This is a genomic window from Acinetobacter sp. SFB, from assembly GCF_001647545.1.
Taxonomy (GTDB): domain Bacteria; phylum Pseudomonadota; class Gammaproteobacteria; order Pseudomonadales; family Moraxellaceae; genus Acinetobacter.
The window spans coordinates 68,679-83,160 of sequence record NZ_LSZH01000015.1 but is presented as its reverse complement, the minus strand read 5'-3'; the positions used below and the strand labels follow the sequence as shown (position 1 = coordinate 83,160).

Sequence of the window (14,482 nt, the reverse complement as noted above, 5' to 3'; positions counted from 1 at the left end):
TCCTTAAACTTTATAACTGAACGATCAAATTCAAAACCACATACAGTGATTATTTTAAATACAATTTATTTTGTGCAAGCTCAATCGAGATCGCACCCACATTACCTGCGCCTTGGGTTAATAACAAGTCATTTGCTTTTAACACTTTTTGTACCGCATTTTTTAAATTGCCTTCCACAGGATCAATCAAAATCGGTTCAACATCGCCACGTAAGCGAATGCTACGCGCCAAGCTGCGACTATCCGCGCCCACAATCGGTTTTTCACCGGCAGGATACACTTCCAGCAGCAGTAATTGATCGACTTGTGACAATACATCTACGAAGTCATCGAAGCAGTCACGGGTACGGCTAAAACGGTGCGGCTGGAACATCATCACCAAACGACGGTCTGGATGGCTTTGACGCGCAGCTTTGATGGTTGCTTCCACTTCTTTAGGATGGTGCCCATAGTCATCCACCAGTTTCACGTTCCCGCCTTCCAGTTCAAATTCACCTTGAACCTGGAAGCGGCGACCGACACCACTAAAGCCTTCCAGCGCACGGCAAATTGCCGCATCAGAAACCCCTTCATCCGTTGACACACCAATGGCAGCCAAGGCATTGAGTACGTTATGCAGACCCGGCTGGTTCACAGTTACACGTAATGGCTCTCGATCTTTACGCAATACAGTAAAGTGCGTGCGCATGCCGTCTGGATCTACATCGACCGCACGGATGTCGTTATCTTCGTTAAAACCATAGGTTAAAAGCGGACGACCAATACGCGGCATAATTTCGCGCACATTGGCATCATCGCCACAAACCACGGCTAAACCATAGAATGGAAGTTTTTGTAAGAACTGTACAAAAGTATCTTTAAGCACATCAAAACTACCGCCATAGGTATCCATATGATCGGCATCGATATTGGTCACAATTGCCGCCATCGGATGCAAATGCAAGAAAGTCGCATCAGATTCATCCGCTTCAGCCACAATATACCGACTTGCACCGAGTGCAGCATTCACCCCAGTACGATTCAGCAAACCACCGATCACATAGGTCGGATCCATGTTTTCTTCCGCCAACATACAAGTGATAAGACTTGTGGTGGTGGTTTTACCATGGGTTCCTGCCACTGCAATACCATGACGGTAACGCATCAACTCACCCAGCATTTCAGCACGACGCACCACGGGAATGCGGGTTTCAATCGCTGCCTTGATTTCCGGGTTTTCTGGATCAATCGCTGTAGATACGACCAGTACATTGGCATCTTTAATATTTGCAGCAGCATGACCGATATAAACTTTGATACCGTTTTCTTCAAGCTGTGCAGTAGTTTTAGAGGCTTTGATGTCCGAACCCGAAATTTTATAGCCCTGGTTTTTCAGCACTTCCGCGATGCCACACATACCGGCACCACCAATTCCTACAAAATGAATGTGTTTGATACGGCGCATTTCCGGCACTTTAATTAACTTTTTCGCTTGCTCAGCAGGAGTAGATGAAGACATATATCACTCTAATTTACAATTCTTGAATTAAACGAACCACATGCTGGGTTGCATCAGGTTGTGCTTTTTGACGAGCTTTGACTGCCATTTCTGACAGCAATTGGCGATTCATCAGGGGGGTTAGCAATTCTTTTAAATGATCCACAGTCATACTGGCTTGCGGACAAATTTTCGCAGCATTGATATTCGCAAGGAATTTGGCATTTGCAGTTTGATGGTCATCCACTGCACTTGGCAGGGGTACAAAAACCGCAGCCACACCCGCAGTTGCTATTTCGGTCACTGTTAACGCACCCGCGCGGCAAATAATTAAATCTGCATCTGAATAGGCTTTGGCCATATCTTCAATAAACGGCTGCACTTCAACCTGCAAGGTTGCAGGTACATCACGATAACGTGCCTGTGTTGCATGCTGATGCTTTTGACCACATTGATGAAATACCTGCATGGGTATATTGAGTTGCTTCAATGCTTCCGGCACACGTTCATTCAATGCTTGTGCACCTAGGGAACCACCGACAATTAAAATCTGTAAAGGCTGCGCTGCTTTTTCACGTTCTTGATAACGCCAAGACGGATTTAAAATTTCTGTAATTTCTTTGCGTACCGGATTACCGGTCGTCACTATTTTTTTACTTGCAACAAAAGTATCCGGAAAAGCCTGACACACGGTTTTAGCAATACGGGATAACTGGGTATTGGTAAACCCTGCAATCGCATTTTGCTCATGGATAATGACAGGAATACCCAAGGCACGCGCAGCCAGACCGCCCGGTCCTGCGACATACCCGCCAAAACCGGCAACAGCATCAATATTGAGCTGTTTCATATAGCGCATGGCACTTAAAGTTGCTTTTAAAATTTTAAAAGGTGCCAATAATTTACGTACCACACCGTTGCCACGCACACCTTGAATATCAATTTGATAAATTGGGATATTGTGATTTTTTAACAGCCGATTTTCCATGCCTGCAGGCGTTGCCAGCCAAGACACCTGTATCCCTTGTTGCTGTAATTCTTTAGCAACAGCGAGCGCTGGAAAAACATGTCCGCCAGTACCTGCGGCCATCATCATGACATGTTTGGGCTTTGTTTGCGTTGCTTCAGTCACAGTCTAATTCTTCAATTCTAAAATAGGGATAACGAAATACGATTTTAAGCAATCAATTGTAATCACAAACACATAACCGTGAAAGGTTATTTACTTTTTTTCACGAAGTGCTTCATTGTTTTTTTCTACCGATTTAAAAGTTTAAACTAGTTTTATTATTAATCGAGGAAAAATATACAAATTAATGTATTTCTTCTCCAATTTGGTGACTTTGTTTTTGATCAGCTGATCAATTTAATCCTCTTTTGCCCCACAAGCTTCGATAAAAAAGAGCCCGAATTGGACTCTTTTCAAGAAAAAGAATTTAAGCTTTCAACCCGGCTTCTAAAACATCAAATAAATCATCTGCAATTGATGTTCCGAATTGATCATCAATTTCACGGATACAAGTAGGACTGGTAACATTAATTTCTGTCACGTAATTGCCAATCACATCCAACCCTACAAAAACCAGACCTTTTTCACGTAAGTAAGGGCCGACTTTTGCAGCAATCGCTTTATCATTTTCACTTAAGGGACGGGCTTGACCCAAACCACCTGCCGCCAAGTTGCCACGTACTTCACCATTTTGTGGAATACGCGCTAAACAATAAGGCACCGGTTCACCATTAATCATCAAAATACGTTTATCACCTTCGACAATTTCTGGAATGTAGCGCTGTGCCATAATTGGCTGGTTACCGTTATTGGTCAGCATTTCAATGGTAGAACCAATATTTATACCATCTTGATATAAGCGGAAAATGCCTGTACCGCCCATCCCATCGAGGGGTTTCACAATCACATCAACCTGTTCTTTCAGGAATTCACGGATCAGACCTTCATTTGAGCTAACCAAAGTCGGTACCTGAAGTTCAGGGAACTGAGTAGCAAAGAGTTTTTCATTACAGTCGCGCAAGCTTTGCGGCTTGTTAATAATCCATGCCCCTTCACGCTCTGCCTGTTCCAAAATATAAGTGGTATAGACAAAGTTCATGTCAAACGGCGGGTCTTTACGCATTAACACCACGTCATAATCGGCAATCGATTCTTTTTTCTTTTCACCCAATTCATAGTAATGGTTATAGTCTTCAAAAACTTTTAATGCTGAAATTAAACCGAATGCCTTACCGTGTTCGATATACAGATCTTGCTGTAATGCATAACCCAACTCGTGTCCACGACGGCTGGCTGCCCAAAGCATCGCCATAGAAGAATCTTTTTTCAGGTTTACATTTTCGATGGGATCCATCACAACAAGTACGCGCATATCGATCTGCTCATATATTTTTAAATTGAGAAAAGTATAACGGAGTTTAATCTTTCTTTTTTCTCAATTTTGGTAAAGCTTTTATAGGATTGTATAAAGCGCTTTCAGGAACAGTTGATGCAACAGGCAATTATTGGTTTTCATTTGGATGAAGAAAATGACTGGGTGGCAGATTTGTCCTGTGGTCATGGACAGCATGTTCGACATAATCCGCCATGGCAAAACCGTCCTTGGGTGATGACTGAACAAGGACGGCAAGAGAAAGTAGGTTTAATGTTGGAATGTAAAAAATGTGATGAACAAAGCGAGTAGCTTTTATCATCTATCAATCGGTGTTCAGTGGGCTATTCATGCCTAACTTATAAGTATAACAACCCTTTAAATAATCAGAAGATGCCAAATTTATTGGCAAAATTTTCAAACACTCTTACTGAAAAATACCTTATCGATTATTTATCGTACTTGTCCAATCTCTAATTATTGTTTTATAAATTTGATGAGCTCACATAAAGGATCAGCATTTTTAATTTATATAGTGCTAACCCTTTTATGTTCATTTTTGACTATTTTAAAATCTTGCTAAGAAAAAATTCTCATGCTAAATCCCTTGCATAACCATCAAGCTGAGCTAGATAAAATATATCCGCTTTTCCTGAGGTGAAATTGAATTATGCATATTCCCATAAAACAAAAATAAATTACTGAACCCGCTTAAACTTCTTCTTAATTAAATTGAACTTAATGGGCTAGATTTTTAAAAATAAGCTTAAGATTCTCTAACATTTTCTCAATTTGTAAGGGAGTTAACCCATCAAAAGATGGTTCCAAAACGATATGACTCAGGTCATTAATTTTTTGGCTCATTTGCTGTCCTTTTTCGGTTAATAAAACCCGGGTAATTCGACCATCATCTTCGCAACAATAGGTATCTACCAATCCTTCATCTTTTAAACGATAAACGATTTTGGTAGTCGTCGACATTTTAGAAATGACCATTTCTGACAACTCAGATACGCTTGCATTATTTTTAGATTTTAAAGCCAGTAAAATACGACGGCGAGAATTATCTAAACCATATTTCTTTAATGCATGATCAACATTCTGTATATATTGAGCATGCACTTGAGTGATCCAGTAATATGGAGAATTTTCCAAATTAAAATCTGCGGCAGCAGATAAAAACTTATTGAACCTTTTTGTCATGACTTTATCTCTCTCATTTATTATAGCCATTTAAATTGTTTAAAAATTTATACCCATTAGTGACTGCTCTATTTATTAAATGAACTTGGTCTTACTAATTTCGCTATACAATCTGTTTTTTTAAAGATTGACTCTCTAATTCTTCCTTTGCTTTCTATGAGCTGGTTTTATAAAAAGAATTAGAGAGCCAAGTACTACATAACGTCCTCTTTTGTATTTATTTATTGTTATTGTGCAAGCAGATTAAATCACTTTAAGGGTTAAATGATCTATCACAAAAAATACCAAACCATTTACCCAAATGTATGAAAATGTGACATGATTAACATTATTTTCCAGAGAAAAATCATCTATTTCATTACTTCTCAACCTAATGGAAAAGCTTTAAATTCTTGTAATAAATATTTTTAATTTATATAAATTCTCATACATAAAATTATGGGGTTAAAAAACAATAGGAAAAGTCGTCTATTTATATTTTTATCTAAGGTGCATTTTGTTTAATTTATCAAATAGCAGTTTATTTTATAAGGATCATTTTATTTAATATTTCTAAAAAATAATTTTTAACTTTAACCCCGTTCAGGGTCTTTCCTGGAAGCCGAGAATACTTATTCAATTAATGGCTATTTTGAAATAGAGCTCTCTGTTCAATGCTCAATTTTTCTCTCCAACTGGTGAAATGATTAAAAAAATTGTTTAAATTCTGCAGATTGAAGCATCAACAAAAAATTAAAGCTCAATATTTTCTACACCTAGAGACAAACACACTCTCAATATTGCGAATACTTGCCTAAATCTACTAGCTTCTTATTTTAATAATTTATCACTTTCTTAAAATCATAAAAAAGGAAGCATTTAGCTTCCTTTCTTAATCTATCTAAGCATCAGATGCCGTATTTGACACGGTAATCTTCCATTTTTGCTAAAGCCTCTTTCTCGCCTTTTGCATCTAGGAAATCCATCAAATCTTTCATGGTAATTAAAGCATGTACAGGAATTTCCAGTTCTTGTTGCACTTCTTGAATTGCAGACAAACTACCTTGACCTTTTTCCTGACGATCTAATGCCACCAATACTCCGGCAATTTGCGCACCGGCATTTTTAAGCACAGTCACCACTTCACGAATGGCGGTACCCGCAGTAATCACATCATCAATAATCCAGACTTTTTTACCGTCAACTGAAGCACCGACAAGTACACCGCCCTCACCGTGATCTTTGGCTTCTTTACGGTTAAAGCCCCAAGGTACGCTCACAGCATGATTTTGTGACAAAGCAACAGCCGTTGCAGCGACAAATGGAATACCTTTATATGCAGGTCCAAAAATCACTTCAACATTATCGCAAGTGGTTAATTTATCTGCATAGCCTGAAGCCAATAGGGTTAATGCTTCACCATCATTAAGCAAACCGGCATTAAAAAAATAAGGACTCACACGACCCGATTTTAAAGTAAACTCACCAAATTTCAGCACACCACGTGATAATGCAAGTTCGATAAAAGCTTGAGGGTTAAATTGAGCTGGCGAAGTCATGAGGTGCTCCAAAATTCATAAATAGAGGTAAGACTTGCGCATGATACCAAAGAGTAGCTATCCAAGTGATCAAAAAATTCTAAGAGTCGTTTCCATTAACGTAAATGGCTTACGTTCGTCAGTGACCAAAGGCTTACTTGAATGGATGGAACAGTCAGAAGCCGATGTGATTTGTATGCAGGAAAGCCGGATCACGCATGCGCAGTGGACTGAAAAGTTTAGACCGGAAGGTTGGTACACACATCTGTTCCCTGCTGAACGTGCAGGCTATGCCGGTACTGCCATTTATAGCCGCTTGCCCTTTGTCTCAGTGACTGACGGTTTGGGTTTTGAATTGGCAGATTCTCAAGGTCGTTTTATATCTGCTGAATTTGACTTAGGCTTGGAAAAAACTGTTCATATTTGTTCACTGTATTTACCTTCCGGTTCATCAGGTGAAGAAGCGCAAGCGCGTAAAGACCACTTTTTAGATCAATATCAGGAAATTCTAAAACAATGGCGCAATGAGGATAAATCGATCATTGTGTGTGGCGATTACAACATTGTGCATAAACGGATTGATATTAAGAACTGGACCGGCAACCAGAAATCTTCAGGCTGCTTACCGCATGAACGTGCTTGGCTCGATCATATTTATGATGATCTGGGTTATGTCGATACTTTCCGTGAAGTGCGTAAGGAAGCTGAACTTTATTCTTGGTGGTCAAACCGCGGACAGGCCCGTGCCAAAAACGTTGGCTGGCGGATTGATTACCACGCCTGTTCACCAGATTGGAAAGACCGCACAATCAATGCCTGGGTCTATAAAGACACCTGGTTCAGCGACCACGCTCCGGTAATTATTGATTATAAAATCTAATCAATAAGATTTAATTGAGTGAACATACGTTCACTCAATACCATCCAAAAACCTACAACACTTGACGCGTTTGTATATTTTTATACAAGTGTTTTGAGTGCATTATGGCTTCACGGCAAAAGGATATGTCAGGATGACAGCAAAAGGACAGGACGCCGTAGGATGAAACAAAATAAACCGCTTCGGTAGCTTATTTTGCAAGGATGTGACAATGGACGTTGAAATGAGACCCGCATGATCAGGATGATTAAATGCGGGTTTTCTCTTTTATACATCTGTTAAACTTATAATTTTTATAATCAAGTTATTCTTATCTATATAGCCATTATATTGCCAAACCTAAATGTCAATTTGATGACATCCTTATTTAATTTTTAATACTTTTAATTAGCTCTAGAGCTTCTGGATAATTTTCGCTAGGCTATTCAGCAATCGAAAATGGAATGATCCTCTTATGCTTAAAATTTATGGCATCAAAAATTGTAATTCAATGAAAAAAGCCTTCGACTTATTGAATGAACTGGGTCTGGCCTATGAATTTCATGACTACAAAAAACAAGGCATTGATGCTGAAACTGTAAAAAAATGGCTCGATGAAGTTGGACAAGATCTGATTCTTAATAAGAAAGGAACCACCTGGCGCAAACTCAGCGAAGAACAACAACAAACTGCACTAGAGAATCAATCAAATTTAATTTCTGCCTTAACCACGCATAGCAGCTTAATTAAACGTCCGGTACTGCAAACCGAGCAAGCTTATATAGTCGGATACGATGAAGCTGCTTATAGAACTTTAAAGTAAAAATTGACCATTATGCCGTCCATAAAAAAAGCCTGATCATGTCAGGCTTTTTTTATAATTTTACTGATTAAAATTAGTTTGCACGAATCCAAGTCTGGTTACGTCCTAAAACTGATATGCCAATAAAGCCGCGTAATTCTAGTTTTTTACCACCTTCAATGATTTGACCTTTTAACTTGTAGGTTTTTCCAGAAGAAGGGTCAAGAATAGTTCCTTGATCATAACTTGTACCCCCTGCATTTTTAAGACCATGAACGATCTTTAGACCTTTTAAAGATTTGTTATGATATGGGCCTTCACATTTTGAACATGCTTTTTCTTCACCCGGTGTCAAAACCTCTTGAATACTGGCAGACAATGTGCCATTTTTTTGTTCAGTAAATTTTACGATTGCTTTGGGTTGTTTTGTTTTATCATCAATCGTTTTCCAAACAGTACCATTTAGTGGATCAGCAGCATTAGCCAAAGCTGTTAATCCGAGCAATCCTAGTGCAAGTGCAATTTTTTTCATTTTTTTTCGTTTCCCTAGTCTGGTATAGACGGCTTTAGTATTAAAAAGTCACAACATTTTTGCAATTTTTCAGTGTGACCGTTTAGTGTAATCTTGTAACTTGAATTGGTAAATATCCAATCATCCCTTAAAAAATATAACAAGATGGAAAAAATATGAAGTTAAGCCCGTTATGGAAACAATTAATTACAGAGAGCATTTTAAAAACGACGATCCGTACACCCAGTCAGTTTAACTTGCCACCCAACTCGATACGTTTTGCTTTAGAGCAAATGTGTCGTGCCTTTCCAAGTAACACAGAAGTTCAGATCAGACCGCTACGCTTGGCCGGCTTGCATGCTGAAGAAATAAAACCGCAAAGCGAATCAACACAACTGATTTTGCATATTCATGGCGGTGCATTCTTTTTGGGTTCACTCAAGACCCATCGTGCCTTTTTAACCCATGTTGCTGCACGTACACAGATGCAAGTGCTTCACGTCGACTATCCCTTAGCTCCGGAATCGGTCTATCCTGAAGCTAGCGATGCGATTTTTGATATCTATACCACCTTGTTAGGTCAAGGGATTCAAGCCAAAGACATTATTTTATCCGGCGACTCTTGTGGTGCTAATTTGGCTTTGGGTCTGGCAGTTAAAATCCGTGATGAAGGCCTTCCTCAAGTTAGTGGACTGATGCTGTTGTCTCCATTTTTAGATTTGTCTTTAAGCAGTGAATCTTTGCGCTATAACCGTAAACACGATGCACTACTCTCTATTGAAACGTTAGAAGCAGGGATTGACTATTACCTACCTAAATCTGTGGACGCCGCCGACCCTGCCATTTCACCATTATTTGCAGACTTGAGCGGATTGCCTCCCATTCTGGTTCAAGTCGGTTCTAAAGAAATTTTACTGGATGATGCGCAACGTTTTAAAGAAAAAGCGGAACAAGCCGGTGTGGATCTGACCTATAAACTCTATACCGGTATGTGGCATAACTTTCAGATGTTTCACACCTGGTTTGATGAAGGTCAACAGGCCTTGGCTGATCTGGCTGAATTTGCGCACAAACTCGATAAAGACTAGATTTTATGATTTAAAAAATTATGGACATAAAAAAGGTCAGCAGAAGCTGACCCAAAAGAATATGCTATTTTTTAAAAATTACAGCGCTTGGACTTGAGTTAAAGCGTTGGAAATGGCTTTGTCTTTCAACTCTGGTCCCATATTCACGCCTTCAGCGCGAATAATTTCCACATCATTCACACCCGTAAAGTTAAATACAGTTTTCAAAAAGCCTTCCTGAAAATCGACTGGGCTATTTTCACCATAGACCCCACCACGACTACTGGCGATATAAACTTTTTTCTCACCTGCTAAACCGACTGGACCATTCTCAGTATATTTAAAGGTTTTACCCGCTACGCTGATACGGTCAATCCAGGCTTTCAAGGTTGAAGTCAAACCGAAGTTATACATGGCTGCACCCACGACCACGATATCTGCATCCAGATATTGCTGAATAATTTTTTCACTCAAAGCAGCTTGTTCTGCATCTTGCCCCATTAAAATCGCACCGGTTAAATGCGGAATAGGCTGTGCAGCTAAATCTAAATAATCCACAGCTAAATCTGCATGTTTAGTCTGTAATTGATCAACAATGGCTTGGCTTAATTGGCGTGAAACTGAAGCACTGCCTAAAATACTTGAATCGATATGTAAAACTTTCATGCTCAAAACCTTAATGTTTATTTATTCAATGGACCCAGTTTAATCGATTAACAAAAATAGAATAATATCCTTATCCACAACACACTGTTTTATATTTAGAACAATAAACATTCCGATAAAATCCATTTTTATAGCGAATAGTACAAAATACAGCCATTACCATTCATAAAAAAACGTGCTATGTTATGAATTATTAAAAATAAATCAGATCAACGCATCATTAATACATAATTTGAAGATCTAAAGGTCATATCTATCGAATGAAGCAAACCTTTCCCCCCAATCTCAGCTCCTCACTCAAAGAAAAAATTGCGAAATATCTGATAGAAGATGAAGTCGTAATGAACTGGAGCGTCCTCAATAAATGCATCCTGATGCTTATTTTAGGAAGTTTGGTGCATGTACTTTGGATTGTCTGGAAAGTTTTTGTGCTTCTTTCACCTCATGTATGGCACTGGGTGAATTTGCCTTTACTCAAGCTCCAGCTTGGACTCAATATCCTCAGCTTGATGGTTTTTATTGGGCTGATTTATCCCTGTTCCATCTGGCGAAAAAAACCTGCGGTACAGCAGTGGCTGCCTTATGTATGTGTCGCCATTTTTGTAATTTCATTATGCCGGGATGGCTATATCGTTGGGGTTCTTAGTCCCGCCACCATGATCTCTTACATTAGTTTGGTGACTGTGGGCCTGGTGCTATTTAAACGTAAAATTATTTACTCTGCATTGATTCCAGCTACTCTATATTTGCTCTTATGTGGCTATTTAAGCTTACAAGGTCAAATCAGCTACGCACCGATTTTTTATCTACAGAGTCTTCCCTATCAAAATATGTTTTGGGTGCTCACGATGATGTATTTCATTGCACCCATTTTGATGACCTGTTTAATTTTATTTGAAATTTTACTCAGCCAATGGCGGCATAGAGAAAAATTAATTCAACATTTAAGTCAGATTGACCCACTCACCAATGCGCTTAACCGTCGTAGTATTAACGATTGTCTAGAAAAATTAGAGCGCAAACCAACATCATCTTATGCATTGGTGTTAATTGACCTGGATCATTTTAAACGGATTAATGACCAATACGGACATGATAAAGGCGATGAAACCCTGATTAAAGTCAGTGAAGTGCTTTCTCAAATCATTCGGGATAGCGATGTGGTGGGTCGCTTTGGCGGAGAGGAATTTATTCTGATTCTGAATCAATCTTCTTTAGAACAAGCGAAAATTATTGCTGAGCGTTGTCGCCAAGCCATTCAACAGCTAAATTTGATCAGTGATTTGGGCGAGAGCATTCGGGTCACAGCAAGTTTTGGGATTGCATTATCCAATACCCAACTTAGACCGCAACAATTGTTAAGCCAAGCAGATAAAGCACTTTATCAAGCAAAAGCATGTGGCCGTAATCAGGTCAAATGCTATCAAGAAGAATTATTGAGTGAAGCCAAGCTGGGTTAAAGCGGTTTCTGTTGATACGACTCTAAATAATTCACCCAGCCATCTTCTTTTAATGCGCCATCCATCCAGACTTTTACGGCAGCATGTTGCAGCATGGTTTGCATATACTGCCGTGTAGACTCACTTACAGGCAGATTATAAGTCATCAAGCGCATTACCACGGGTGCATAAAATGCATCGGCAATTGAAAATTCGCAACATAAAAAACGATGCGATTCTGGGCGTTCAGACCAGATCTGCTCGATACGTGCTACATCCTGACGCAGCTCCGCATTGTCCTGCCATAAACGTCTCCCTACATCAGCCAGATTCGCCCGGATATTCATGGCGCAAGCATTGCGTAAAGTAGGGAATCCGCTGTGCATTTCTGCCGTAATACAGCGCGCCCGTGCACGTTGCTTAATATCTTGTGGCCATAAAGCCTGATCTAAATGTTGTTCTGCCAGATATTCACAAATGGCCAAAGAATCCCACAGCATCAGCCCATCATCAATTAACACCGGGACTTTACCATTGGGGTTAATCGTCCGTACTTTTTGTTTAAAAGTACCTGTGCCGCGATCTAAAGGAAACGGAATCATGATTTCTTCAAACGGCAAATTAAATGCCTTCAGTACCAACCATGGACGCATGGACCAACTGGAATAGTTTTTATTGGCAATATAGAGCTGATACATGAACTTATTGTCCTGTATGCTTTTGAAACAGATCAAGCTGTTTCAATAATTCGGCTTCACTAAATGCTCCGGTTAAACGTAAACCGCGAATTTCTTGTTGTTTTGAATTTAAAAATAAATAGGTGGGCGGGCCTAAAATATCCCATTTGTTCAGCAATGCCTGATGGGTTGCATCGTAATGACTCAAATCCAGTTTAATCAGAAAATAAGCTGCCAAGGCTTGCTGCACTTGTGCTGATTTTAAGACACGATGTTCAATCGGCTGACAGGCCACGCACCAATCGGCGTATACATCAATAATAATGCCTTGATCTGAGGGTGCACTGGCTAATAACTGCTGAAATTCATCGGCTGTTTTTGCCACACGCCATGTTGCCTGAGTAGTGCTTTGTTCGACAAAGAAGCGTTGACTGTGTTGATATTGCGTATAAGCCAGATACGGAACCACCACGAGCAATGCCAAAATATACAGCCACTTGAATGGAGCTGTTTGTCGCATGATTCGAGAGCTTAAATAAGCGATAAAAATGATGCCTAAGCCCAAACTTAACCATTGCAGCCAAGCTTCAGAAATTAACGGACGAATAAAATACAGGGCCAGGGCCAACATAATAAAAGCAAAGAACACCTTAATCTGGTGCATCCATAGCCCCGCTTTAGGCAGAATCTTGGAACCTAACACACTGGCCAGAAGCAAGGGGGTTCCCATACCAAAACCCAGCGTGAACAGCAAGATTGCTCCCTGCCACTGACTTTGGGTCTGGGAAATAAATAACAACGCCCCGGCTAAAGGTGCAGTCATACACGGCCCAACCAACAGTGCCGAAATCATGCCCATGATAGCTGCACCAATTAAGCTGCCACCTTTTTGTATCGACTGGGCCTGATCCAGACGATTAACCCAGCCTTGCGGCAATTTAATTTCAAACAGGCCAAATAAATTTAAGGCGAACAGGACAAATAGCGCGCTAAAAGCAATCAGGGTAGAAGGCTGCTGCAACCAGCGCTGGAAATTCAGTCCTGCTGATGATGCGATTAAACCTAAAATGGCATAGACCATGGCCATGCTACAGACAAAGACCAAGGCAATCATCCATGCTTTTAAGCCCTTGCTGTCACGCACGATTAACGAGGTCAAGATCGGTAACATCGGTAAGGAACATGGCGTGAATGCCAGTAAGATACCTAAGCCAAAAAACAGCAACAAGCTATAAAACAAAGAATTTTTAGCCAGTTTTTCCGACCACATCTGATCTTGAGCAGTATCTAGGCTAACTGAAGGTTTAGCATTTTCTAAATGATTTTGTTCAGCTGCAAAAAATGTATTAGGCTTTGTGATGCTATTTGACGACTGTGAAAGATCGAGCAAACGTTTGCTGGATTTGGCCTGATTTTGCAGAAGCACCAAGCCATCGACATCGGTGTGAAACTCGACCGTTTGGGGTGGATAACAAATACGATCTTGGGCACAGCCCTGCCAAGTCACCTGATAAATTTTTGATGCTTCGGTCGGAATATTGAATTGGACATTGTGAAAATAAACTTGGGTATGCCCATAGTTTTCATCATTTAGATCGCTGGCTTTAGGCAGTTTTAAAGCCAGTTTTTGTGTTCCCTGTTTAACTTCAAACTTATGTTGATATAAATAATAACCATCCGGAATTTTCCAATTCAGCTGAGCTTGATGCTCACGGTTGGATTCAACCGTAAAAGAGAAAGCATCTTCTGCGGAAAGTAATTGATCCTGCGCCTGTAAGGTCATTGAAAATAAGAAAATGACAGTACAAATCAATCCACTAATTGCAGACTTGCCCAAAAACTCAAGATCTTGAAGATGCTTTTTCATATGGTTATATATTTTT

The 14,482-nt window shown here is 39.9% G+C and carries 14 protein-coding genes; 5 read left to right on the top strand and 9 right to left on the bottom strand.

Features of this window, described 5'->3' with window-relative positions:
* Positions 1-49: 49 nt before the first annotated feature.
* From murC to gshB, 3 genes are all read right to left on the bottom strand, one after another.
* Positions 50-1,498 carry a UDP-N-acetylmuramate--L-alanine ligase gene (gene murC / locus AY606_RS12710; protein ID WP_067869254.1) on the bottom strand — a complete coding sequence of 483 codons (1,449 nt, stop codon included), beginning with the start codon at positions 1,496-1,498 and terminating at the stop codon, positions 50-52.
* Positions 1,499-1,511: 13 nt separating this feature from the next.
* The gene (gene murG / locus AY606_RS12705; protein WP_067869251.1) at positions 1,512-2,609 is read right to left on the bottom strand and encodes an undecaprenyldiphospho-muramoylpentapeptide beta-N-acetylglucosaminyltransferase; all 1,098 of its coding nucleotides are present in this window, start codon (positions 2,607-2,609) and stop codon (positions 1,512-1,514) included.
* A gap of 304 nt (positions 2,610-2,913) precedes the next feature.
* Positions 2,914-3,858, bottom strand: coding sequence for a glutathione synthase (gene gshB / locus AY606_RS12700; RefSeq protein ID WP_067869248.1), 945 nt, complete (start codon positions 3,856-3,858; stop codon positions 2,914-2,916).
* 117 nt (positions 3,859-3,975) lie between these two features.
* Between gshB and AY606_RS12695 the strand changes: the two genes are divergently transcribed.
* On the top strand, positions 3,976-4,170 hold the full coding sequence (locus AY606_RS12695; RefSeq protein ID WP_067869245.1) for a DUF3565 domain-containing protein: 195 nt from the start codon (positions 3,976-3,978) through the stop codon (positions 4,168-4,170).
* Positions 4,171-4,596: 426 nt separating this feature from the next.
* On the opposite strand, the gene AY606_RS12690 is transcribed toward AY606_RS12695, so the two are convergent.
* Together AY606_RS12690 and pyrE are read right to left on the bottom strand one after the other, a co-directional pair.
* Positions 4,597-5,061 carry a MarR family winged helix-turn-helix transcriptional regulator gene (locus AY606_RS12690; RefSeq protein ID WP_067869243.1) on the bottom strand — a complete coding sequence of 155 codons (465 nt, stop codon included), beginning with the start codon at positions 5,059-5,061 and terminating at the stop codon, positions 4,597-4,599.
* An 887-nt stretch (positions 5,062-5,948) separates the two neighbouring features.
* Complete coding sequence (gene pyrE / locus AY606_RS12685) at positions 5,949-6,599, bottom strand: orotate phosphoribosyltransferase (protein WP_067869240.1); 651 nt, start codon at positions 6,597-6,599, stop codon at positions 5,949-5,951.
* A 40-nt stretch (positions 6,600-6,639) separates the two neighbouring features.
* Between pyrE and AY606_RS12680 the strand changes: the two genes are divergently transcribed.
* Together AY606_RS12680 and AY606_RS12675 are read left to right on the top strand one after the other, a co-directional pair.
* Positions 6,640-7,458, top strand: coding sequence for an exodeoxyribonuclease III (locus AY606_RS12680; RefSeq protein ID WP_067869237.1), 819 nt, complete (start codon positions 6,640-6,642; stop codon positions 7,456-7,458).
* A 454-nt stretch (positions 7,459-7,912) separates the two neighbouring features.
* Positions 7,913-8,260 (top strand): Spx/MgsR family RNA polymerase-binding regulatory protein, encoded by a 348-nt coding sequence (locus AY606_RS12675; protein ID WP_067869233.1) that lies wholly within the window; start codon positions 7,913-7,915, stop codon positions 8,258-8,260.
* A gap of 73 nt (positions 8,261-8,333) precedes the next feature.
* Here AY606_RS12675 and AY606_RS12670 read toward each other — a convergent pair whose 3' ends face one another.
* On the bottom strand, positions 8,334-8,771 hold the full coding sequence (locus AY606_RS12670) for a DUF2147 domain-containing protein (RefSeq protein WP_067869230.1): 438 nt from the start codon (positions 8,769-8,771) through the stop codon (positions 8,334-8,336).
* Between the two features lie 155 nt (positions 8,772-8,926).
* Here AY606_RS12670 and AY606_RS12665 point away from each other — a divergent pair, with 155 nt between their 5' ends.
* On the top strand, positions 8,927-9,838 hold the full coding sequence (locus AY606_RS12665) for an alpha/beta hydrolase (RefSeq protein ID WP_067869227.1): 912 nt from the start codon (positions 8,927-8,929) through the stop codon (positions 9,836-9,838).
* A gap of 78 nt (positions 9,839-9,916) precedes the next feature.
* Here the strand turns inward: AY606_RS12665 and AY606_RS12660 are convergent, their stop codons facing one another.
* Complete coding sequence (locus AY606_RS12660; protein ID WP_067869224.1) at positions 9,917-10,483, bottom strand: FMN-dependent NADH-azoreductase; 567 nt, start codon at positions 10,481-10,483, stop codon at positions 9,917-9,919.
* 260 nt (positions 10,484-10,743) lie between these two features.
* Between AY606_RS12660 and AY606_RS12655 the strand changes: the two genes are divergently transcribed.
* Positions 10,744-11,943, top strand: coding sequence for a GGDEF domain-containing protein (locus tag AY606_RS12655; protein ID WP_067869222.1), 1,200 nt, complete (start codon positions 10,744-10,746; stop codon positions 11,941-11,943).
* Here AY606_RS12655 and AY606_RS12650 read toward each other — a convergent pair.
* Positions 11,940-12,620, bottom strand: a complete 681-nt coding sequence (locus AY606_RS12650) for a glutathione S-transferase family protein (protein ID WP_067869219.1) — start codon at positions 12,618-12,620, stop codon at positions 11,940-11,942. The genes AY606_RS12655 and AY606_RS12650 overlap by 4 nt on opposite strands.
* Before the next feature lie 4 nt (positions 12,621-12,624).
* On the bottom strand, positions 12,625-14,466 hold the full coding sequence (gene dsbD / locus AY606_RS12645; protein ID WP_067869215.1) for a protein-disulfide reductase DsbD: 1,842 nt from the start codon (positions 14,464-14,466) through the stop codon (positions 12,625-12,627).
* Positions 14,467-14,482 lie beyond the last annotated feature (16 nt).

What these genes read in the sequence shown, in the direction of transcription:
- dsbD (WP_067869215.1), bottom strand. Translation starts at nt 14,466, where the DNA reads ATGAAAAAGCATCTTCAAGATCTTGAGTTTTTGGGCAAGTCTGCAATT.
- AY606_RS12675 (WP_067869233.1), top strand. Translation starts at nt 7,913, where the DNA reads ATGCTTAAAATTTATGGCATCAAAAATTGTAATTCAATGAAAAAAGCC.
- AY606_RS12695 (WP_067869245.1), top strand. Translation starts at nt 3,976, where the DNA reads ATGCAACAGGCAATTATTGGTTTTCATTTGGATGAAGAAAATGACTGG.
- AY606_RS12665 (WP_067869227.1), top strand. Translation starts at nt 8,927, where the DNA reads ATGAAGTTAAGCCCGTTATGGAAACAATTAATTACAGAGAGCATTTTA.
- AY606_RS12655 (WP_067869222.1), top strand. Translation starts at nt 10,744, where the DNA reads ATGAAGCAAACCTTTCCCCCCAATCTCAGCTCCTCACTCAAAGAAAAA.
- AY606_RS12650 (WP_067869219.1), bottom strand. Translation starts at nt 12,620, where the DNA reads ATGTATCAGCTCTATATTGCCAATAAAAACTATTCCAGTTGGTCCATG.
- pyrE (WP_067869240.1), bottom strand. Translation starts at nt 6,599, where the DNA reads ATGACTTCGCCAGCTCAATTTAACCCTCAAGCTTTTATCGAACTTGCA.
- AY606_RS12660 (WP_067869224.1), bottom strand. Translation starts at nt 10,483, where the DNA reads ATGAAAGTTTTACATATCGATTCAAGTATTTTAGGCAGTGCTTCAGTT.
- AY606_RS12670 (WP_067869230.1), bottom strand. Translation starts at nt 8,771, where the DNA reads ATGAAAAAAATTGCACTTGCACTAGGATTGCTCGGATTAACAGCTTTG.
- AY606_RS12680 (WP_067869237.1), top strand. Translation starts at nt 6,640, where the DNA reads ATGATACCAAAGAGTAGCTATCCAAGTGATCAAAAAATTCTAAGAGTC.
- AY606_RS12690 (WP_067869243.1), bottom strand. Translation starts at nt 5,061, where the DNA reads ATGACAAAAAGGTTCAATAAGTTTTTATCTGCTGCCGCAGATTTTAAT.
- gshB (WP_067869248.1), bottom strand. Translation starts at nt 3,858, where the DNA reads ATGCGCGTACTTGTTGTGATGGATCCCATCGAAAATGTAAACCTGAAA.
- murC (WP_067869254.1), bottom strand. Translation starts at nt 1,498, where the DNA reads ATGTCTTCATCTACTCCTGCTGAGCAAGCGAAAAAGTTAATTAAAGTG.